The 19373-nt window shown below is 73.1% G+C and carries 18 protein-coding genes; 4 read left to right on the top strand and 14 right to left on the bottom strand.

All coding sequences use genetic code 11. From position 1 onward, the window contains the following. Positions 1 to 52: 52 nt before the first annotated feature. Positions 53 to 1099 (bottom strand): lipoyl synthase, encoded by a 1047-nt coding sequence (gene lipA / locus M8C11_RS27250; RefSeq protein WP_120568722.1) that lies wholly within the window; start codon positions 1097 to 1099, stop codon positions 53 to 55. 356 nt (positions 1100 to 1455) lie between these two features. On the opposite strand from lipA, the gene aspS reads away from it, so the two are divergent. Continuing rightward, on the top strand, positions 1456 to 2742 hold the full coding sequence (gene aspS / locus M8C11_RS27245; RefSeq protein WP_252454216.1) for an aspartate--tRNA(Asn) ligase: 1287 nt from the start codon (positions 1456 to 1458) through the stop codon (positions 2740 to 2742). A 610-nt stretch (positions 2743 to 3352) separates the two neighbouring features. Here the strand turns inward: aspS and M8C11_RS27240 are convergent. From M8C11_RS27240 to M8C11_RS27230, 3 genes are all read right to left on the bottom strand, one after another. Then, complete coding sequence (locus tag M8C11_RS27240; RefSeq protein WP_252454214.1) at positions 3353 to 3745, bottom strand: VOC family protein; 393 nt, start codon at positions 3743 to 3745, stop codon at positions 3353 to 3355. Positions 3746 to 3750: 5 nt separating this feature from the next. Beyond that, the gene (gene lipB / locus M8C11_RS27235; RefSeq protein WP_252454212.1) at positions 3751 to 4392 is read right to left on the bottom strand and encodes a lipoyl(octanoyl) transferase LipB; all 642 of its coding nucleotides are present in this window, start codon (positions 4390 to 4392) and stop codon (positions 3751 to 3753) included. A 70-nt stretch (positions 4393 to 4462) separates the two neighbouring features. After that, on the bottom strand, positions 4463 to 6274 hold the full coding sequence (locus M8C11_RS27230) for a DUF2079 domain-containing protein (RefSeq protein ID WP_252454210.1): 1812 nt from the start codon (positions 6272 to 6274) through the stop codon (positions 4463 to 4465). Between the two features lie 173 nt (positions 6275 to 6447). On the opposite strand from M8C11_RS27230, the gene M8C11_RS27225 reads away from it, so the two are divergent. Continuing rightward, on the top strand, positions 6448 to 7689 hold the full coding sequence (locus tag M8C11_RS27225; protein WP_252454208.1) for a PHB depolymerase family esterase: 1242 nt from the start codon (positions 6448 to 6450) through the stop codon (positions 7687 to 7689). 24 nt (positions 7690 to 7713) lie between these two features. Here the strand turns inward: M8C11_RS27225 and M8C11_RS27220 are convergent, their stop codons facing one another. The 8 genes from M8C11_RS27220 to M8C11_RS27185 form a co-directional block, all read right to left on the bottom strand. Next, positions 7714 to 8613 carry a TIGR01777 family oxidoreductase gene (locus M8C11_RS27220; protein WP_120568726.1) on the bottom strand — a complete coding sequence of 300 codons (900 nt, stop codon included), beginning with the start codon at positions 8611 to 8613 and terminating at the stop codon, positions 7714 to 7716. 92 nt (positions 8614 to 8705) lie between these two features. Then, positions 8706 to 9128: a type II toxin-antitoxin system VapC family toxin gene (locus tag M8C11_RS27215; RefSeq protein ID WP_116507637.1), complete on the bottom strand. Its 423-nt coding sequence runs from the start codon at positions 9126 to 9128 to the stop codon at positions 8706 to 8708. Continuing rightward, positions 9118 to 9387, bottom strand: a complete 270-nt coding sequence (locus tag M8C11_RS27210) for a type II toxin-antitoxin system Phd/YefM family antitoxin (protein WP_252454207.1) — start codon at positions 9385 to 9387, stop codon at positions 9118 to 9120. The genes M8C11_RS27215 and M8C11_RS27210 overlap by 11 nt, the downstream gene beginning before the upstream one ends. A 72-nt stretch (positions 9388 to 9459) precedes the next feature. Further along, positions 9460 to 10470 carry an aldo/keto reductase gene (locus tag M8C11_RS27205; protein WP_252454205.1) on the bottom strand — a complete coding sequence of 337 codons (1011 nt, stop codon included), beginning with the start codon at positions 10468 to 10470 and terminating at the stop codon, positions 9460 to 9462. An 11-nt stretch (positions 10471 to 10481) separates the two neighbouring features. Further along, positions 10482 to 11429, bottom strand: coding sequence for an LLM class flavin-dependent oxidoreductase (locus tag M8C11_RS27200; protein WP_120568728.1), 948 nt, complete (start codon positions 11427 to 11429; stop codon positions 10482 to 10484). A gap of 68 nt (positions 11430 to 11497) precedes the next feature. Further along, positions 11498 to 12376 carry an oxidoreductase gene (locus M8C11_RS27195; protein ID WP_120568729.1) on the bottom strand — a complete coding sequence of 293 codons (879 nt, stop codon included), beginning with the start codon at positions 12374 to 12376 and terminating at the stop codon, positions 11498 to 11500. A 73-nt stretch (positions 12377 to 12449) separates the two neighbouring features. After that, positions 12450 to 13784, bottom strand: a complete 1335-nt coding sequence (locus M8C11_RS27190; RefSeq protein WP_135241373.1) for a low temperature requirement protein A — start codon at positions 13782 to 13784, stop codon at positions 12450 to 12452. Positions 13785 to 13828: 44 nt separating this feature from the next. Beyond that, complete coding sequence (locus tag M8C11_RS27185; RefSeq protein ID WP_252454203.1) at positions 13829 to 14395, bottom strand: TetR/AcrR family transcriptional regulator; 567 nt, start codon at positions 14393 to 14395, stop codon at positions 13829 to 13831. A 147-nt stretch (positions 14396 to 14542) separates the two neighbouring features. Here M8C11_RS27185 and M8C11_RS27180 point away from each other — a divergent pair, with 147 nt between their 5' ends. Continuing rightward, the gene (locus tag M8C11_RS27180; protein WP_252454201.1) at positions 14543 to 15478 is read left to right on the top strand and encodes an SDR family NAD(P)-dependent oxidoreductase; all 936 of its coding nucleotides are present in this window, start codon (positions 14543 to 14545) and stop codon (positions 15476 to 15478) included. Positions 15479 to 15539: 61 nt separating this feature from the next. Here M8C11_RS27180 and sucB read toward each other — a convergent pair whose 3' ends face one another. Beyond that, complete coding sequence (sucB, locus tag M8C11_RS27175) at positions 15540 to 17390, bottom strand: 2-oxoglutarate dehydrogenase, E2 component, dihydrolipoamide succinyltransferase (RefSeq protein WP_252454199.1); 1851 nt, start codon at positions 17388 to 17390, stop codon at positions 15540 to 15542. A gap of 66 nt (positions 17391 to 17456) precedes the next feature. Continuing rightward, on the bottom strand, positions 17457 to 18848 hold the full coding sequence (lpdA, locus tag M8C11_RS27170) for a dihydrolipoyl dehydrogenase (RefSeq protein WP_121686037.1): 1392 nt from the start codon (positions 18846 to 18848) through the stop codon (positions 17457 to 17459). Between the two features lie 179 nt (positions 18849 to 19027). On the opposite strand from lpdA, the gene M8C11_RS27165 reads away from it, so the two are divergent. After that, entirely contained in the window at positions 19028 to 19357 is a 330-nt protein-coding gene (locus M8C11_RS27165) for a hypothetical protein (RefSeq protein WP_064448299.1), read from the top strand. Positions 19358 to 19373 lie beyond the last annotated feature (16 nt).

Raw genomic sequence — 19373 nt, 5'->3', positions numbered from 1 at the left:
TCATGGCATCCGGCGGGCGGCCGGCGGCGGGTGACGCGGTGGTCAGCCGGCCTCAGCCGGCGACGGTGACCTCCCGGCGGGCGTCGAGCGCCTGCTGGTAGAGACGGCCCGCGCGGTACGACGAGCGGACCAGCGGGCCGCTCATCACGCCCGCGAAGCCGATCTCCTCGGCCTCCTCGCGCAGCTCGACGAACTCCTCCGGCTTGACCCAGCGGGTCACCGGGTGGTGCCGGGGGGAGGGACGCAGGTACTGCGTGATGGTGATCAGCTCGCAGCCCGCCTCGTGCAGGTCGCGCAGCGCCTGGGAAACCTCGGCGCGCTCCTCGCCCATGCCGAGGATCAGGTTGCTCTTGGTGACCAGGCCGTCGGCCCGCGCCTGGCGGATCACGTCCAGCGAACGCTCGTAGCGGAACGCCGGGCGGATCCGCTTGAAGATGCGGGGCACGGTCTCCACGTTGTGGGCCAGCACCTCGGGCCGCGAGCCGAAGACCTCGGCGAGCTGCTCGGGCACGGCGTTGAAGTCGGGGATGAGCAGCTCGACGCCGCAGCCGGACTGCAGCGCGTGGATCTGCCGGACCGTCTCGGCGTAGAGCCACGCCCCGCCGTCGGGCAGGTCGTCGCGGGCGACACCGGTGATGGTCGCGTAGCGCAGGCCCATCGCGGCGACCGACTCGGCGACGCGCCGCGGCTCGTCGGCGTCGAACTCGGCCGGTTTGCCGGTGTCGATCTGGCAGAAGTCGCAGCGCCGGGTGCACTGGTCACCACCGATGAGGAAGGTGGCCTCCCGGTCCTCCCAGCACTCGTAGATGTTGGGGCAGCCGGCCTCCTGGCACACGGTGTGCAGCCCTTCGCGCGAGACGAGCCCGCGCAACTGGGTGTACTCCGGGCCCATCTTGGCCTTGACCTTGATCCACGGCGGCTTGCGCTCGATCGGCGTCTCGGCGTTGCGCGCCTCGATCCGCAGCATCCGCCGCCCCTCCGGGGCGACAGTCGCGGTGCGCGCTGGCTGCTCAGTCGTCGGCGCGGATTGCTCGATCGTCACAAAACCGAGCGTACGCCGGTCGGCGCCGGTCGATGAACGGCGGGCGACGGCCGTCACGCCGGAATCGCTGTGACACCGGACACCAGGGGCGAAAAAACCCGGTCACAGCGTGGCGCGCGTGGTGCTAGCGTGCCGGGCAGAGCTGTGACGGAGCCGAGTAACGGACCGATCCGCCAGTCGAGAGAGCCGCCGGTTGCTGCGAGGCGGTCTGGCGCCGGCCCGTGAAGACCCTCCCGAGCTGCGGGAAGAACGGCGCCGTGCGCCCAGTAGAGCCCGCCCGGCCGGCCCCGGTGAAAAGGCGACGAACGAGGCTCCCGCCACGGCGGGGGCGAAGGTGTGGTGGCACCGCGAGGTTCCCGCTCGCCCACACCTCCCTGGGGATCGCGTTGCGATTGGTCAAGGAGGTAGTCGTCGTGCAACGCATCCTGTCCGCAGAACTCCCCGCCCATGTGGGCGCCACCGTGCGACTCGCCGGCTGGGTCCACCGCCGCCGGCTGCTCAAGTCGGTGGCCTTCCTGATCCTCCGCGACGCCGCCGGGCTCGCCCAGGTGGTGGTCGCCGCGCCCGCCGTGCGCGAGCAGGTCGAGGCGCTCACCGAGGAGACGGTCGTCGAGGTGGTCGGCACCGTGGTCGCGAACCCCACCGCGCCCGCCGGGGTCGAGGTCGTCGAGCCGACGGTACGTCCGCTCGGGCCGCCCGCCGTCCCGCCCCCGTTCGACCTGTACCGGCCGGTGCTCACCGCCACCCTGCCCACCCAGCTCGACAACGCGCCGACCGCGCTGCGGCACCCGAGCCGGTCCGCCGCGCTGCGGATCTCGGCGGCGGCCGTGTCCGGCTTCCGGGCCACGCTCGACGGGCAGGGCTTCGTCGAGGTGCACACGCCGAAGGTGGTCGCCTCGTCCACCGAGAGCGGGGCGAACGTGTTCGCGCTGGACTGGTTCGGGCGGCCCGCCTACCTGGCCCAGTCGCCGCAGTTCTACAAGCAGCTCATGGTCGGTGTCTTCGAGCGGGTCTACGAGGTGGGGCCGGTGTTCCGCGCCGAGCCGCACGACACGGTGCGCCACCTGGCCCAGTACACGTCGCTCGACGTCGAGCTGGGTTTCGTGACCGACCACCGGGACGTGATGGCGGTGCTGCGCGGCACCCTGGCCGGGATGATGGCGACAGTCGCCGAGCGGGCCGGCGGCTCGCTGGCCACGCTCGGCGTGACGGCGCCGGAGGTGCCGGCGGAGATCCCGGCGGTGCACTTCACCGACGCGCTGAAGATCGCCGGAGCGCCGGCCGACGAACCCGATCTGGCCCCGGCGCACGAGCGGGCGCTGGGGGAGTGGGCGCTCCGTGAGCACGGCAGCGACTTCCTCTTCGTCACCGGCTACCCGATGGCGAAGCGCCCGTTCTACACCCATCCGGACCCGGCCCGGCCCGCGTACTCGAACGGTTTCGACCTGCTGTTCCGGGGCGTGGAACTGGTGACCGGCGGGCAGCGGCTGCACCGGCACGCCGACTACCTGGCCGCCCTGGCGGCGCGGGGCGAGCCGGTCGAGCCGTACGCCGGGTACGTGGACGCGTTCCGGCACGGCATGCCGCCGCACGGCGGTTTCGCGATCGGGCTGGAGCGGTTCGTCGCGCGGCTCACCGGCGCGGCGAACGTCCGCGAGGTGACCGCCTTCCCGCGCGACCTGCACCGCCTCACGCCCTGACGGCTGCGGGCCGGCACGGCTTGCGCCGTGCCGGCCCGCGGGTTCCTCTCTGCCGGTCCGGGTCCCGGTGCCGGCCCGGTCCAGGTGGCGGGGCGCGGGCTCGCCGGAGCAGTCGGTCGAGCCGCCGGCTTCCGCAACCGGCTCGGATCGGTCACAGAAGGTAATGAAAGGTCGCACAGACTTGCGGTCACGCTCGGTGATGGGGCACCCGAAGTCGTCGAGATGCTCTTTGCGGCGGCAAATCGCGCTGACCAGGGGTTATGGCGAGCGACCCTCGAGCGGGAGGGAATGGTCTCTGCGCACTTTGCTCTGCAGCCACGGGCGCACCGATCGACCGGGAGTGACCGTCGCGGATCCGGCTGCAGAGCAAAGTCGGCGAGAGGTCACATGCCGCAGGCGCGCGCCCTGTCACTTACCGTGACCGATGGCGAGGTGGCCCTGGGCGGGCGGCGACCCGGACCGGTCGGCCACCGCGCACCGAGCGGATGCGTGGGGGCCGGGGGCGGGACCACGCGGGCGGGCCAGGCCGGGAGGTCAGGCGGGGCGAGCGCGGCGAGACGAAAGGCAAGGGGCAAGGGGGCGAGAGGCGAGGAGGGGAAATGGGGAGCGGTCAGGCCGGGCCGAGCAGGTCCCAGGGGTTGCCGGCGATGTCGCGGAAGACCGCGACCCGGCCGTGCGGCTCGGTGCGGGGCGGGCGGACGAACTCGACGCCCGCGTCGGCCATCCGCCGATACACCGCCTCGAAGTCGTCGACCTGGAGGAAGAAGCCCACCCGCCCGTGGGTCTGGTCGCCCACGGCACCGGATTGGTGCTCGCCGTCGGCGCGGGCCAGCAGCAGGCCGGTGCCGCCGCCCGGAGGGCGTACCACCACCCAGCGCTTGGGCCGGCCGTCGTTGGTCAGCGACGGGCTGTCCTCCGCCAGCTCGAACCCGAGCACCTCGGTGAAGAACGCGATGGCCGGGTCGTACTCGGCCACGACGAGCGTGACCAGGTCGAGCCGCACCGGGCTCAGACCTGCGTCAGCGTCGGCAGGTGCCGCTCGACCACGGGCAGCACGTCGGCGACGGTGATCGTCCGGCCCAGCTCGGCGGTCAGCGAGGTGACCCCGGCGTCACGGATGCCGCAGGGCACGATCCGGTCGAAGAAGCCCAGGTCGCAGTCGCAGTTGACGGAGAAGCCGTGCAGCGTGACGCCGCGGGCCACCCGGATGCCGATGGCGGCCACCTTGCGGGCCGGGCCCCGGTCGTCCTCCGGCACCCACACGCCGCTGCGCCCCTCGACCCGGCCGGCGGCCAGCCCGAACTCGGCGCAGACGTCGATCAGCAGCTGCTCGGTGCGCCGGACGTACGCGACCACGTCGACCGGGTCGGGCAGCCGGACGATCGGGTAGCCGACGAGCTGCCCCGGACCGTGCCAGGTGATCTTGCCGCCGCGGTCCACGTCCACCACCGGGGTGCCGTCCATCGGCCGGTCCCACGGCTCGGTGCGCTTGCCGGCGGTGTAGACGCTGGGGTGCTCCAGCAGCAGCACGGTGTCGCCCTGCTCGCCGGCCACCACCGCCTCGTGCAGCCGGCGCTGCTCGTCCCAGGCGGCCTGGTAGTCGAGCAGGCCGGCGCGGACGGCGGTCAGCCCGGAAGTCGTCACGCTCACCCGTCCAGCCTAGTCCCGCCCTCCGGGAACCGGACCCGTGAGCCTCGTCGCCATCGCGTCGCGGCGACGGTCACTCCGGCACCCGCCACAGCCAGACGTCCTCCACCCGCTCGGGCGGGCCGAGCAGCGCGGTGGCGGTGCGCCGCAGCGCCTCCTCGTCGACGTCGAACTTGGCGCCGTGCACCCGGTCCGGCAGCACCACCGCCTGCACCCCCCAGTAGCGCAGGTCCGCCCGGGACTCGCGGATGCTGCCGTCGGTGATGATCGGCACCAGCCCGGTCCGGCCGGCCTGGTCCATCAGCGAGTCGAAGGTGCGCGGCACCGGGCCGATCCGGCCCCGGCCCTCCGGGCCGCCCGGCCCGAGGAAGAACCCGGACGGGATCCGGAACTCGCCCTGCCGGTTCGCCAGCGCGTACGCCTGCCAGCGCTGCCCGTCCGGGTAGACGTCAACGGTCAGCGGCAGCGGGGTCAGCACCCCGTCGGGCGGGACGTAGCGCTGCCAGGCACCGCTGGTGATGAACGCCGGGATCGGCTCGCGGACGCTGGTCAGCAGCGGGGTCGGCACCAGCGGCAGCAACGCGGCGACGAAGCCGAGCGTCCAGGCGAGCCCGCTCACCCGGTGCCGTGGCGGCCGGGCGCGCAGCGTGTCGATCGCGTACGCCAGCAGCAGGCCGATGACCGGCGCGACGACGAGGGCCAGCCGGGACGGCAGCGCCGCGTTGATCACCGGCAGGTTGTCCAGCACCCCGAACGGCAGCGTCTGGTCGAAGCGGCGGCCGTTCCACTTCACCGTTGGCCCCCACGACAGCACCGCGAAGACCACGGCGGTCACCCCGAGCGCCGCGAGCGTGGCCCGGAACGCCCGGTCCGCGCGCCACCACAGCAGCGCGAAGCAGGCGACCGCGAGCAGGAGCAGCGGTACGCCGAAGAACGAGTTCTCCTCCGTCGGGTTGGGTGCCAGCGAGGTGCCCCACCCGGCCCAGCCGGCCAGCGACCGGCGCGGGTACGACCCGTACGCCGCGATGTCCTCGGAGTGGATCAGCGGGTCGAACCCGGTGCCGTGGAACCGTTGCGGTCCGAGGAAGTGCAGCCAGAGCGGGTACGCCAGCAGCGCCCCGGCGACGAGCGCGGTCACGCCCAGCCCGGCCGCCATCCGGGGCAGCGCGGCACGCACCTCGGACCGGCGGGCCGGGTGCAGCGCCCACACCGCGAGGAACACGCCGAGCGCCAGCGCGGTGAAGAAGAGCCCTTCGGCGGCGATCGAGAACGCGACGGCGACCAGCAGGCCGAGCACGATCCCGCCGGTGACCGCCCGCCCGGGACGCCGCAGCCGGAACACGCCCCAGATGAGCAGCGGCACCAGCCAGCCGGCGGTCCAGTTCAGGTGCGCGTTGGCGTGCGACACCATCGCCGGGCAGAAGGCGATGAACAGCGCGCCCACACCGGCGGCCAGCCGGCTGCCGACCAGGTGCCGGCTGAGCAGCCAGTACCAGGCGACAGCCGTCGCGGCCAGGTTGAGCGTGAGGATCACCAGGAACGTCGCGGGCGGCCCGATCAGGTACGTCAGCGGCGCGAAGACCGCCGCGTACACGGTGATCGAGGTGTTGACCGCGAGGTTCACCCCGTCCGGGACGTTGATCAACGTGGTGAACAGCGGGTTCTGCCCGTGCGTCAGCGCGTGCCCGCCGAACGCCAGCAGCCACTCGAACAGCGCCTGGTCGCTGGAGTTGACGGTGATCGCGCGGCTGTTGGGATCCCGCCACAGGCCACTCGTCACCCAGAGGGCCAGGGCCAGCGCGGCGAGCGTGACCAGCAGGTCGGCGCGCCGGTCGCGGACGCGTGTCGGCGCCGGGCCGGCGGCCGGGGACGGGGAGGAGGGCACGCAGCGGACGTTACCAACCGGACCTGGGCAGACCGCCCGGACACGGAACTCACCGCACACTTCGGTGGTCGTGAATGTGTGAGTGGCGGCCATTCCGGTGTGACGAAACGCGGCCGTAACGTCGCGGCAACCCGGAGGTGACTCAGTTCACATTCCACGATCGGGAGGTCCCCGTGCCCCGCTCCTCATCCCTCATCGCCCGCGTCGCCGGGGCGGCGGCCGGGGTCGTGCTGGCCGCGGCCACCGCGCTGGTCGCCGCCCTCCCCGCCCAGGCCGCCTCGCTGACCCAGGTCACCGGGTTCGGCTCCAACCCCGGCAACCTGGCCATGTACGCGTACCGCCCGGACGGCCTGCCCGCCGGCGCGCCCGCCGTGGTGCTGCTGCACGGCTGCGTGCAGAACGCCTCCACGTACGTCGCCAACTCCGGCTGGCAGAAGTACGCCGACCAGTGGAAGTTCACGCTCATCGCCCCGCAGCAGCCCAGCGGCAACAACGCCAACTCCTGCTTCAACTGGTTCGAGACCGGTGACACCGCACGCGGACAGGGCGAGGCGCTGTCGATCAAGCAGATGGTCGACTACGCCAAGAGCACCTACGGCACCGACGGCGCCCGCGTCTACGTCAGCGGCCTCTCCGCCGGTGGCGCGATGAGCGCGGCCATGCTCGCCGCGTACCCGGACGTCTTCGCCGGCGGCTCGATCGTCGCCGGCATCCCGTACCGCTGCGCCACCAGCACCGTCACCGCGTTCAGCTGCATGAACCCCGGCGTGGACAAGACCCCGGCGCAGTGGGGCGACCTGGTACGCGGCGCGTACCCCGGCTACTCCGGCAAGCGCCCCCGCGTGGCGATCTGGCACGGCACCAGCGACACCACGGTGGCGACCGCCAACGCCGCCGAGTCGCGGGACCAGTGGACGAACGTGCTGGGCGTGTCGGCCACCCCGACCGGCACGTCCACGCTGCCGGCCGGCACCAGCCTGGAGGTCTACGGCAGCGACCAGGTCCGCCTCTACCGGGTCTCCGGGATGGGCCACGGCACCCCCGTCGACCCGGGTACGGGCGCGGACCAGTGCGGCACCGCCGGGGCGTACTTCCTGGACACCATCTGTTCGACGTACCGGGACGCGGTCTTCTTCGGGCTCGGCGGTGGCGGCGCCTCGCCGAGCCCGACCCCGACGGCGACCGCGTCGCCCACCCCGACCGCGTCGCCGACCGCCCCTCCCTCGCCCACCCCGACCAGTGCGCCGGTCTGCGTCACCGCCAGCAACTACGCGCACGTGGTCGCCGGGCGGGCCTACCAGTCCGGCGGGTACGCCTACGCGCTCGGCAGCGGGCAGCGGATGGGCCTCTACAACACCTTCTACACGAGCACGCTGAAGCAGACCGGGCCCGCGTACTGGGTGATCGGCTGCTGATCCGCCGCGTCGCGCCGCCCTCGCTCAGCCGGTGAGGGCGGCGCGCAGCGCACCCGGCAGGTCCGGGTGCGCCCAGGCGAAGCCGGCCTTGTCGAGCACACCGGGCAGCACCCGCGTGCTGGTGAGCGCCTCCTGCGCGAAACCGCCGAGCGCGACCTTCAGCGCCAGCGCCGGGATCGGCATGATCGCCGGGCGGTGCAGCTGCCGGGCGAGTTCCCGGGTGAACTCGGCGTTGGTGACCGGCGCCGGGCCGACGACGTTCACCGGGCCGGCCACGTCGTCGCGGGCCAGCAGGAACTTCGCGGCGTCGAGCCAGTCCCGCATCGAGATCCACGGCAGCCACTGGCGGCCGTTGCCCAGCTTGCCGCCGACGCCGAGCCGGAACGGCAGGAGCTGCGGCTTGAGCAGGCCGCCGTCGCGGTGCAGTGGCAGTCCGGTACGCAGGCGCACCACCCGTACGCCGGCGTCCTCGGCCGGGCGGGTCGCGGCCTCCCAGACCCGGCAGACGTCGGCGAGGAACCCCTCACCGGCCGGCGCCTCCTCGGTGACCGCGCGGTCGCCGGTGTTGCCGTACCAGCCGACGGCGGAGGAGTTCAGCAGCACCGCGGGCCGGTCGGCGGCGGGCAGGCCGGCGATCGTGATGGCGAGCGTGGTGGTGCTGTCCACCCGGCTCGTCCGGATCACCTTCCGGTACTCGTCGTTCCAGCGCTTGTCACCCACCCCGGCGCCGGCCAGGTTCACCACCGCGTCGGCGTCGGCGACGCACTGCGGGTCCAGTTGCGCGGCGGACGGGTTCCACTGCCGTTCGACGGGGGTGCGCGGCGGGCGGCGGACCAGGCGGGTGACCTGGTGGCCGTCCGCGGTGAGGCAGTCGACCAGTCGGGTGCCGAGGAAACCGGACGCGCCGGCCATGAGGATCCGCATGCTCACATCTTCGAGTACGGAGCGCGATTCGGATGCGTTGAGCGAAATCACTCACTCGTCACGCCCGCCGGTTGCGCGTCGACGACGGGCCTTCAGCCGGTCGGCCTGCTGACCGGATGCACGGTGACCAGCCCGTCGAGCCCGAGGAAGTCGCCCGGGTTCGTGGTGTAGAGAGGGAGCGCGTTGGCGTGTGCGACGGAGGCGATCATCAGGTCCGCCACCCGGCGGCGCGTTCCTCGTCCGGCGGCGAGCACCGCCGCTGAGACCAGGCCGAAGGCCCGCGCCGCCTCGGCGTCGAACGGAAGCGGCTCGAACGTGGCCTCGACGTGTTGCAGGACGCTCATCCGGCGGGCGCGCTCGCGCGGATCGTCGGTGTGATGGGGACCGGCCGAAAGCTCGGCCAACGTGACCGCGCTGATGACCATCTCGTCGGGCAGTTCCGTCCCGTCGAGGCCACCCAGATGGATGACGATGTTGGTGTCGATCAGACCCCGCACGGGGAGGTCACCAGTCACGGCTGGGCAGATCCTGGTCGATGGCGGCGTCGAGGTCGGACCGGAAGCGGGCCTCGTCCAACCGGGGTGCGCCGGCGAAGGCCGCGAGAACCTCCGCTCGCGGCACGAAGGTGCGGCGCCGGATCGGGATCAACCGCCCGATCGGCGTGCCGTTGCGAGTGATGGTGAAGGACTCTCCGCGCTCCACTCCGCGCATGATGGCACCGGAGTCGTTGCGCAGCTCGCGTTGGGTGATCTCGCGATGAGCGTGCTCGGCCACACCGGCAGCCTACCGCCTGTGTGCTACGAGGTGCTACACGTCTGCGGTGTGGCTGCCGGTGCGGCCGGGCGGTCAGGCGTCGGCAGGGGCGGTACGCAGGTCGGCGAGCAGGCGTTCCACCTCGGCGAACGCGTCCTGCGGCAGCGGCCCGTACGCCAGCGCGCCGAGGTTCTCCTCGGCCTGCGCGACGGTCCGGCACCCGGGGATGGGCAGGGTGTGCGGGCTGCGGGCGAGCAGCCAGCCGAGCGCGCCCTGGGCGAGCGTGCGGCCGTCGGCGGTCAGCGCCTCACGGACCCGGGCCACCCGCTGCGCCCACTCGGCGCGCGGTACGCCGCCGGTGAACCAGTCCAGCCACTCCGGAGCCACGCCGCGCACGTCGTCGTCGCCCCGGGCGGCCGGCGCGTCCTGGTACTTCGCGGTGAGCAGGCCCATCGCCAGCGGCCCCCGGTTCAGGGCGGCCAGGTCGAACTCCGCGCACACCGCGAGCATGGCCGCGTTGTCCCGCAGCACCGACTGGTCGTGCTGGACCGCCGCGCAGTGCGGTCCGGCCTCGGCGAAGGCGCGCGCCGAGGCGGGGTCGTCGGTGCTCCAGCCGTACGCCCGGATCTTCCCCTGGGTGACCAGGTCCTCCAGGGTGCCGACGAGGTCCAGTGCCTGCGGTACCGGCAGGCCGCCCAGGTGCAGCTGGTAGAGGTCGACGTGGTCGGTGCCGAGCCGGCGCAGCGAACCCTCCAGGCTGCGCCGGGCGTAGTCCGCCGTGGCGTCCTCGCCGAGGGCCTGCCGGGTCGCCTCGTCGGTGGGGTAGCCGAACTTGGTGGCGATGACCGCGCGGTCCCGGCGGCCGGCCAGCGCGCGCCCGAGCACCCGCTCGCTGTGCCCGGCGCCGTAGTTGCTGGACGTGTCGAACAGCGTCGCGCCCAGGTCGAGGGCCCGGTGGACGGTGCGCACCGACTCGTCGTCGTCCACCTCGCCCCAGCCGAGCGGTTGGGTGCCGTCCCAGAGCGGGCCGCCGATCGCCCAGCAGCCCATGCCGATCGCGCTGACCTCGATGCCGCTGCGGCCCAGCCGTCGTGTCGTCGTCATGCGCACAGTGTTCACTTTCGAGTGTGCTCGAAGTCCAGCTCTTTTCCCGCCAGCCGGGGCAGGAGCGGCGCGAGCGCGTCGACGGCTCCGGCGCGTACCACGAAGCGGGTGACGCCCCAGCGGCGCTCGTGCCCGGCCACCGCCGCGACGATCTCGTCGGGCGTCCCGGCCAGCACGAACGGGGTGGCCAGCACCTCCGCCGGGGTGAGTCCGGTCTCGGCGGCCGTCCCGGCGGCGGCCGCCTCGGCGTCGTCGGAGACGGCGACGTGCTGGACCAGCGCCTCCAGGACCGGCGGGGTGTCCCGGCCGGCGGCGCCGGCCGCGACGCACGCGAGCTGCGCCTCGATCTGGTCGGCCCGCCACCGGACGGTGTGCTGGTGGCCGTCGGGCAGGGTACGGCCCAGGCCGGCCAGGCCCACCACGTCGGCGTGCCTCCCGGCCCAGCGCAGCAACGTCGAGTTGGACGTGCCCACGGTCAGCGGGATGCGGTCCTGGACCGGCCGGGGTGCCCTGAGGCGGGCGGCGTGCGCGGTCAGCTCCTCGGTGTCCACAGTGACGTCGTCGCCGGCCAGCAGCGCCCGTACCGCCTCGGTCACCGCGACGCAGCGGCGGACCCGGCCGGCGACGTCCGGGCGCTCGCGCCCGACGGCCCGCCACTCGGCCGGTGTGTGGCCCGCGCCGACGCCGAACCGGGCCCGCCCGCCGGAGACCACGTCGAGCGTGGCCACGTCGGCGGCGAGCAGGATCGGTTCCCGGACGCCGGCGTTCGAGACGTACGAGCCGAGCCCCAGCGTGCTGGTCACCGCCGCCGCGGCGGCGAGCGCGACGAACGGCGACGCGCAGTCGCCGGGGTGGTCGGCCGCGAACAGCGCGTCGAAGCCGGCCGCCTCGACGGTACGGGCCAGCTCGGTCCAGCTCGCCGCGTCGGTGGGCTGGGCCTGCACGGAGAAGGTCGCCATCGCCTCAGCATCGGCGCGCACGCGGCGGTGGGCCACCCGTACGCGCCGATTCTGCCGACGGCCGAACCTCACACCGCGTCGAGGCGGGCCAGGTCGGCGGGGGAGAGGCGCAGCGCGGCGGCGGCGATGTTCTGCTCCAGGTGCGCCGGGTTGCCGGTGCCGGGGATGGCCAGCACGTTCGGGCCCCGGGCCAGCGTCCAGGCGAGCCGGACCTGGGCCGCCGTCACACCGTGCTCCCGGGCCACCGCGTGCACCTCCGGGTGCTCCTCGCCGGTGGCGCCGGCCTCCCGGCCGCTGGTGACGATGGAGAAGAACGGCACGAACGCGGTGCCGTGCGCCGCGCAGTCCCGGATCAGCTCGTCGTGGGTACGGCGGTAGCCCAGGCCGTACGAGTTCTGCACGCACACCACCGGGGCGATGGCGCGGGCCTCGGCGACCTGGTGCGGGCGTACCGCGGAGACGCCCAGGTGCCGGATCAGCCCGGCGTCGCGCAGCTCGGCCAGCGCGCCGAAGTGCTCGGACAGCGGCTCCGGGCCGTGCACCCGCAGGTTCACCACGTCCAGGTGGTCGCGGCCGAGCTGGCGCAGGTTCTCCTCCACCTGCCCGCGCAACTGGTCCGGGCGGGCCGCCGGCAGCCACTGCCCGGACGGGTCCTTGCCGGGCCCGACCTTGGTCACGATGACCAGATCGTCGGAGTACGGCGACAGTGCCCGGTTGATCAGCTCGTTGGCCGAGCGCAGCGGCGAGAAGTAGAACGCGGCCGTGTCGATGTGGTTGACGCCCAGCTCGACGGCGCGGCGCAGCACGGCGACGGCCCGGTCCCGGTCGCTCGGGCTGCCGTCGGCGTTCGCGGTCAGCCGCATGGCGCCCAGACCCATCCGGTTGACGGTCAGGTCGCCGAGCTGCCAGGTGCCGGCCGCGCCGGCGTGGACGGTGTCGATGGTCATGCGATCCCCGTATCCCTCGTCTGCGGCCCCGGTGCGGGACCGACAGGTATCACGAGGGCGGCGGGCAGGTGGTTCACCCGTTCTCGTCGCGGTCCTCGGGTTGCTCGTGCCAACGGGCCCGCCAGGCCGCCTCGTGCGCCTCGTGGCTGGTGCGCTCCTCGAAGACCAGCTTGCGCAGTGCCTGCCGGCCCTCGGCGAAGACGATCACCTCGACGGCCACCATACCCACGGTGATCGCGGTCAGCATGCCCAGCGCGGCCAGCCCCGGCACCCGCTCCGCGACCGGGATGGTCACGCCCAGCAGCAGCACCGTGCCGACCCGGGTCCAGCTCACCGTGCGCAGGGTTCGGAGCTGGAACAACATGTTGCCGCAGAGGTAGCAGATCACGCCGCCGAACAGCAGCGGCACGCCCGGGCCGTGCGCCGGTTCGCTCGGCGGCACGTTCGGGTCGGCGATCCCGTGCACGATCGTCTCGGCGCCGAGCGCGAACAGGATGATGCCCGCGATCATCGGCAGGAACAGGTACGCGTACGCGTCCCGGGCCATCGCCACCCGGGGGCCGTCCTGCGCGGCGTGCAACGCGATCCGGGCGGCCGGCCCGACCATGTCGTAGTGCGCCCACCAGAGCGCGGCGGTGAAGAAGATGCCGAGCACCGCCGCCGCCACGGCCGGCCAGGTGGGCGGCTGGCCGAGCAGGTTGCTGCCGACGCCGACGGAGATGACCGACTCGCCCAGCGCGATGATCAGGATGAGGTCGTACCGCTCGGTCCAGTGTTCGGCGGACGAGACGCCCCAGCCCCAGGTGCCGGCGATCATGCCGCTGCCGTACTGGAGCAGGATGACCCCGCCCCACAGCACGTCCCGGAGCACCGCCGCGGAGAACAGGTCGTCGATTCTCGGTGGCAGCAGCGCGGCGACCAGCAGCAGCGCGGTGCTGCCGATCAGTTCCGGGCCGAACCGGAGGAGTTGCCGACGCTCGTTCGGGCTGTCCCGGACCGCGTGCCGGTACAGCAGCAGGTGGATCAACCGCAGGACGGTGTAGCTGAGCGCCGCGACCATCGGCCCGGCCTCGTTGCCGCGCGGGTCGCGGAACGCGTGCGGCAGGGACAGCGCGAACGTGAACAGCGCGGCCATGCCGACTGTCATGAGCACCGGGACGAAGCCCTCGCCGAGGCGTACCCGGGTGGCCACCACGCTGTGCACCACCCACGACCACCAGAGCACGGCGAGGACCAGCAGCGCGTGCAGCAGCGCCCCGCCGGTCACCTGGAGCGCGGTGGCCCGGGTGATGATGAAGAACGAGAATACGAAGACCAGGTCGAAGAAGATCTCGAACCGGTCGACCCGGGCACCGGGGGCCACCGGCACCGCCGGTCCCAGGCGTCCCCGCCACCCGTACGAGCCCACCGGCCGAGTCTGTCAGCGCAGGTCGGGCCGGGTGGCCGATTCGGTCAGCCCGGCCGGTGGCGCAGGCCGTCCATCAGCAGGTCGAGCAGGCGTCCGGCCTGGGCGCGCTGGTCCGGCTCGCCCGCCACCAGGGAGACCCCGCTGAGGCTGGCGAGCACGTCGGCGGCGGCCACGTCGGCGCGCAGGACACCGGCCGCCGCACCGGCCGCGAGCAGTTCGCCGAGCGCCGCGAGCAGCCGGTCGCGGCTCTGCGCGTACGGGTTGGCGCCGGAGGCGATGACCAGGCGCAGCGCGTCGGCCATGCCCCGCTTGGTGGCGAGGTAGTCGACGAACCGGTCCATCCACGCGCGCAGCGCCGCGTCGGCGGGCTGGGCGGCGAGCAGCGCCGGTGCGGCGTCGCAGAGCTTCTCCAGCTCGTTGCGGTACGCCGCCTCGATCAGCGCCTCCCGGCTGGGGAAGTGGCGGTAGAGCGTGCCGATACCGACGCCGGCCTCCTTGGCGACCCGGTCCAGCGTTACCTCCGGGCCGTCCTGGGAAAACGCGTGGACCGCGGCGTCCAGCAGCCGCTGCCGGTTGCGCAGCGCGTCCGCGCGCAGCGGTCGGTCGGGCACGGGCCCTCCTCCCTCGGCCGGGTCGCCGGCCCGGCACCGTGGTAACCGGAGCCCCCTCCGGTTATGCTGGCGGAGTAACGGAGGATCCTCCGCTTCTCATCGTAGCGGGCGGACATCGGTCCGCGTCGCCGTCGACAAGGATGGACCATGACAACCCCGACACCAGTCACCACCCCGTTCTCCGCCGAGACCACAGCCCAGGAGGTCGTCCGCGACCTGGACCTGACCGGCCGCCGGGCCGTCGTCACCGGCGGCGCCTCCGGCATCGGCGTGGAGACCGCCCGCGCGCTCGCCGCCGCCGGAGCGGACGTCACACTCGCCGTCCGCAACACCGAGGCCGGGCAGCGCGCCGCCGACGACATCACCGGCACCACCGGCAACGACCGGATCCTGGTCGCCCCGCTCGACCTCGCCGACCTCGCCTCGGTGGCCGCGTTCGTCCGCACCTGGGACGGACCGTTGCACATGCTCGTCGACAACGCCGGGATCATGGCCTCGCCCGAGATGCGCACCGAGCAGGGCTGGGAGATGCAGTTCGCGACCAACCACCTCGGCCACTTCGCGCTCGCCACCGGGCTGCGCCCGGCGCTCGCCGCGGCCGACGGCGCGCGGATCGTCTCGGTCAGCTCCGCGGCCCACCTGCGCTCACCGGTGGTGTTCTCCGACATCCACTTCCGGCAGCGGCCGTACGACCCGTGGCTGGCGTACGGGCAGTCCAAGACCGCGAACGTGCTGTTCGCGGTGGAGGCGACCCGCCGCTGGGCGGACGACGGCATCTACACCAACGCGCTGATGCCGGGCGCGATCCGGACCAACCTCCAGCGCTACATCAGCGAGGAGGAGCTGGCGCGGATGCGCAGCGGCAACGCGGCCGCGTTCAAGACCCCGGAGCAGGGCGCGGCGACCTCGGTGCTGGTCGCCACCTCGCCGCTGCTCGACGGCGTCGGCGGCCGGTACTTCGAGGACTGCCAGGAGGCCGGGCCGAACCAGCCGGGCACGCGTACCGGGTGGGCCGCGTACGCCCGGGATCCGGAGGCCGCCGAGCAGCTCTGGACCGTCTCCGAGGAGCACCTGCGCGGCTGACCCGCGGAAACGACGAAGGGGGCGCGCGGCATGTCGCCGCGCGCCCCTTACCGTCTCGGATCTACAGACCCAGTTCGGCCTCGAAGTTGCCGCCCTCCAGCCGCTCCTTCACCGCGGTGAGGAAGCGGGCCGCGTCGGCGCCGTCGATCAGCCGGTGGTCGTACGACATGGCCAGGTAGACCATCGACCGGATCGCGACGACCTCGCCCAGCTCCGGGTCGTTGACCACGACCGGGCGCTTCACCACGGCACCCGTGCCGAGCATCGCCGACTGCGGCGACGGCACGATCGGGGTGTCGAACAGCGCGCCCCGGCTGCCGGTGTTGGTGAGCGTGAACGTCGCCCCGGCCATCTCGTCCGGGGTGATCTTGTTGGCCCGGGTGCGCTCGGCCAGGTCGGCGATCCGCTTCGCGATGCCGCCCATGTTGAGGTCACCGGCGTTGTGGATGACCGGCACGAGCAGCCCGCGCTCGGTGTCCACCGCGATGCCCAGGTGCTCCGCGGCCGGGTAGGTGATCGTCCCGCCGTCCAGGTCCATGCTGGCCTGGATGATCGGGTACGTCTGGAGCGCCTCGATCGCGGCCAGCGCGAAGAACGGCAGGAAGGACAGCTTCACGCCGTGCTTGGCCTGGAACGAGTCCTTGGCCCGCGCGCGCAGCCTGGCGACCTTGGTGACGTCGACCTCGACGACGGTGGTCAGCTGCGCCGTCTCGTGCAGCGACTGCTGCATCCGCTTGGCGATGGTGGCGCGGATCCGCGGCAGCTTCTCCGTGGTGCCCCGCTTGGCGCTCGGCTCCGGCTTGGCGGCCGGCTTGGCCGGGGCCTCGGCCTTGGCGGCCGGCGCGGCGGCGGCCGGCTCCGGCTTGGCAGCCTTCGCCTTCTCGGCCGCCTCCAGCACGTCCTGCTTGCGGATGCGGCCACCCACGCCGGTGCCCTTGATCGAGCCCAGGTCCACGCCGTGCTCGGCGGCGAGCTTGCGCACCAGCGGCGTCACGTACCCGGCGGCGTCCTCGCCGTACTCGGCCGGGACGCTCGGGCGCTGCGTGGCGGCCGGCGCGGACGGCTGGGCCGCCGCCTCGGCCTTGGCCGGCTGCGCGGCCTGCTCCGCCTCGGCGGCCGGCTCGTTGTAGGACGCGCCCGGCGTGGGCTCCTCGACCTTCGGCTCCGGCTTGGGCTCGGACTTGGGCTCGGGCTTCGCCTCGGCCTTGGGCTCCGGCTTGGGCTCGGGCTTCGGCTCCGCCTTCGCGGGCGCGGCGCCGGCCACCCCGACGATCGCCAGCACGGCGCCGACGTCGGCGGTCTCGTCCTCGGCGACCTTGATCTCCTGCAGCGTGCCGGCGACCGGCGACGGGATCTCGGTGTCGACCTTGTCGGTGGAGACCTCCAGCAGCGGCTCGTCCACCTCGACGGTCTCGCCGACCTGCTTGAGCCAGCGGGTGACGGTGCCCTCGGTGACGCTCTCGCCCAGGGCCGGCATGGTCACCGGCGTGCCCTCGCCCGACGACGCGGCGGGCTGGGCCGGCTCCTCGACGGCCGGCTGCTCGGCCTCGGCACCCGGCTCGGCGGCGGCCTGCTCGGCCTGCTGCTCCGGCTCGGGGCCGGTGCCCTCGGCGGCGGCCGTCGGCTCGGTGGCCGGCTCGGCCTCCTCGGTGGGAGCCGCGCCCGCGTCCTCGCCCTCGCCGGCGATGACCGCCAGCTCGCTGCCGACCTCGGCGGTCTCGTCCTCGCCGACCACGATCCGGCTCAGCACGCCCGCCGCGGGGGACGGGATCTCGGTGTCGACCTTGTCGGTCGACACCTCGAGCAGGGGCTCGTCGACCTCGACGGTGTCACCCTCCTGCTTGAGCCAGCGCGTGACGGTGCCCTCGGTGACGCTCTCGCCGAGCCGGGGCATGGTGACCGATACCGGCATGTTCTCCAGACTCCTTCATTCCCCTGGTGGGATCATCGCCCGTCGCCGGACGCCGCGGTTGTCGTGTCAGGCGTGCGCGTGCAGCGGCTTGCCGGCCAGGGCCAGGTGCGCCTCGCCCAGAGCCTCGTTCTGCGTCGGGTGGGCGTGCACGAGCTGCGCCACCTCGGCCGGGTACGCCTCCCAGTTGTAGATGAGCTGCGCCTCGCCGATCAGCTCACCGACCCGGGCGCCGACCATGTGCACGCCGACCACCGGGCCGTCGTCCACCCGGACCAGCTTCACGTGGCCGGCCGTCTTGAGGATCTGGCTCTTGCCGTTGCCGCCCAGGTTGTAGTTGTAGGTCTTGATCTTGTCGGCGCCGTACTGCTCCTTGGCCTTCGCCTCGGTCAGGCCGACCGACGCCAGCTCCGGGTCGCAGTAGGTGACGCGCGGGATGCCGGCCTCGTCGATCACGGCCGGGGTCTTCCCGGCGATCTCCTCGGCGACGAAGATGCCCTGCTGGAAGCCGCGGTGCGCGAGCTGGAGGCCGGGCACGATGTCGCCGACGGCGTAGACGTTCGGCACGCTGGTGCGCAGCCGCTCGTCGGTCAGCACGTAGCCGCGGTCCATCTTGACGCCCTGCTCCTCGTAGCCGAGGCCGGCGGTGTTCGGGCCGCGGCCCACGGCGACCAGCAGCAGTTCGGCCTCGACCGTGTCGCCGCCCTGAATGGTCAGCTTCACGCCCTTGTCGGTCTTCTCGACCTTCTCGAACGGCTTGCCGACCTTGAAGTTGATCTTCCGCTTGCGGAACGCCCGCTCCAGCGCCTTCGACGACTCCTCGTCCTCGGCGGCGACCAGGCGGGGCAGTGCCTCGACGATGGTCACGTCCACGCCGAAGGACTTCCAGACGCTGGCGAACTCGACGCCGATCACGCCGCCGCCGAGCACGATCGCCGACGACGGGATCCGGTCCAGCGTCAGCGCGTGGTCGCTGGTGATGATCCGCTCGCCGTCGATGTCCAGGCCGGGCAGGCTCTTGGCGTACGACCCGGAGGCCAGCACGACGTTGCGGCCGGTGTAGCGCTTGCCGTCCACCTCGACGACGTTCTTGCCGACCAGCTTGCCGGCGCCCGCCACGAAGGTGATCTTCTTGCTGCTGCCCACCAGGCCCTGGAGGCCCTTGTACAGGCGCGAGACCACGCCGTCCTTGTACGAGTTGACCGCCGTGATGTCGATGCCGACCAGCTCGGCCTTCACGCCGAACTGCTCGGACTCACGGGTCTGGTCGGCGATCTCGGCGGCGTGCAGCAGCGCCTTGGTCGGGATGCACCCGTTGTGCAGGCAGGTCCCGCCCAGCTTGCCCTTCTCGATGAGCGCGACGGAGAGGTCCAGCTGGGCGGCACGCAGCGCCGCCGCGTAGCCGCCGCTACCACCTCCGAGGATGACGATGTCGAAGGTCGTGTCGTTCGGCTCGCTCACATCCAACTCCCAGGTCGCGTCACTGCATCGGGGGTTACGGCGGAGTAACAGGCACACCCCACCTCGGTCATCTTGTCACCACCACGGACCGGGCGCGTACCGAGGTGCCCAACGACACGTCGGTGACACGTACCCTTGGCACCGTTCTCGATGACGGCGGTGGGGGAGGAGTGGATTCGGTGGGGCTGTTCCGACGACGCAAGCGGGCGGCCCCGGCGAGCCGCGACCGCGCCGCCGACCGTGCCGATCTGGACCATCTGGAGAACTTCGTCCGGACCCGGAAGGGCGTCGAGGCGTACATCGAACCGCGCACGACAGTCACCGAGACCACGATCATGCTGATCGCGGACGACGGCGAGTGGACCCGGCGGCGCGTCGGCGGGCCGGACGAGGCCCGCCGCTGGGCGCACCGGATCGCCATCCCGATCTACGACGTGCGGCTGATGGGCTACCCGCAGCGGATGCGCGACTACAACGAGCGCCGCAAGCGCCGCCCGGAGCTGTACTGAGGTCACGCGAAAGGGG

Source organism: Micromonospora sp. CPM1 (assembly GCF_023896895.1).
GTDB classification, from domain to species: Bacteria; Actinomycetota; Actinomycetes; order Mycobacteriales; family Micromonosporaceae; genus Micromonospora; species Micromonospora tulbaghiae.
The sequence above is the reverse complement of the archived record's forward strand: the minus strand, read 5'-3'. Positions and strand labels throughout refer to the sequence as shown.

Bases quoted from the DNA above. Each gene is read 5' to 3' on its own strand.
- sucB (WP_252454199.1), bottom strand. From the start codon at position 17,390: ATGCCGGTATCGGTCACCATGCCCCGGCTCGGCGAGAGCGTCACCGAG.
- M8C11_RS27195 (WP_120568729.1), bottom strand. From the start codon at position 12,376: ATGACCATCGACACCGTCCACGCCGGCGCGGCCGGCACCTGGCAGCTC.
- M8C11_RS27205 (WP_252454205.1), bottom strand. From the start codon at position 10,470: ATGACGACGACACGACGGCTGGGCCGCAGCGGCATCGAGGTCAGCGCG.
- M8C11_RS27180 (WP_252454201.1), top strand. From the start codon at position 14,543: ATGACAACCCCGACACCAGTCACCACCCCGTTCTCCGCCGAGACCACA.
- M8C11_RS27220 (WP_120568726.1), bottom strand. From the start codon at position 8,613: ATGCGGATCCTCATGGCCGGCGCGTCCGGTTTCCTCGGCACCCGACTG.
- M8C11_RS27200 (WP_120568728.1), bottom strand. From the start codon at position 11,429: ATGGCGACCTTCTCCGTGCAGGCCCAGCCCACCGACGCGGCGAGCTGG.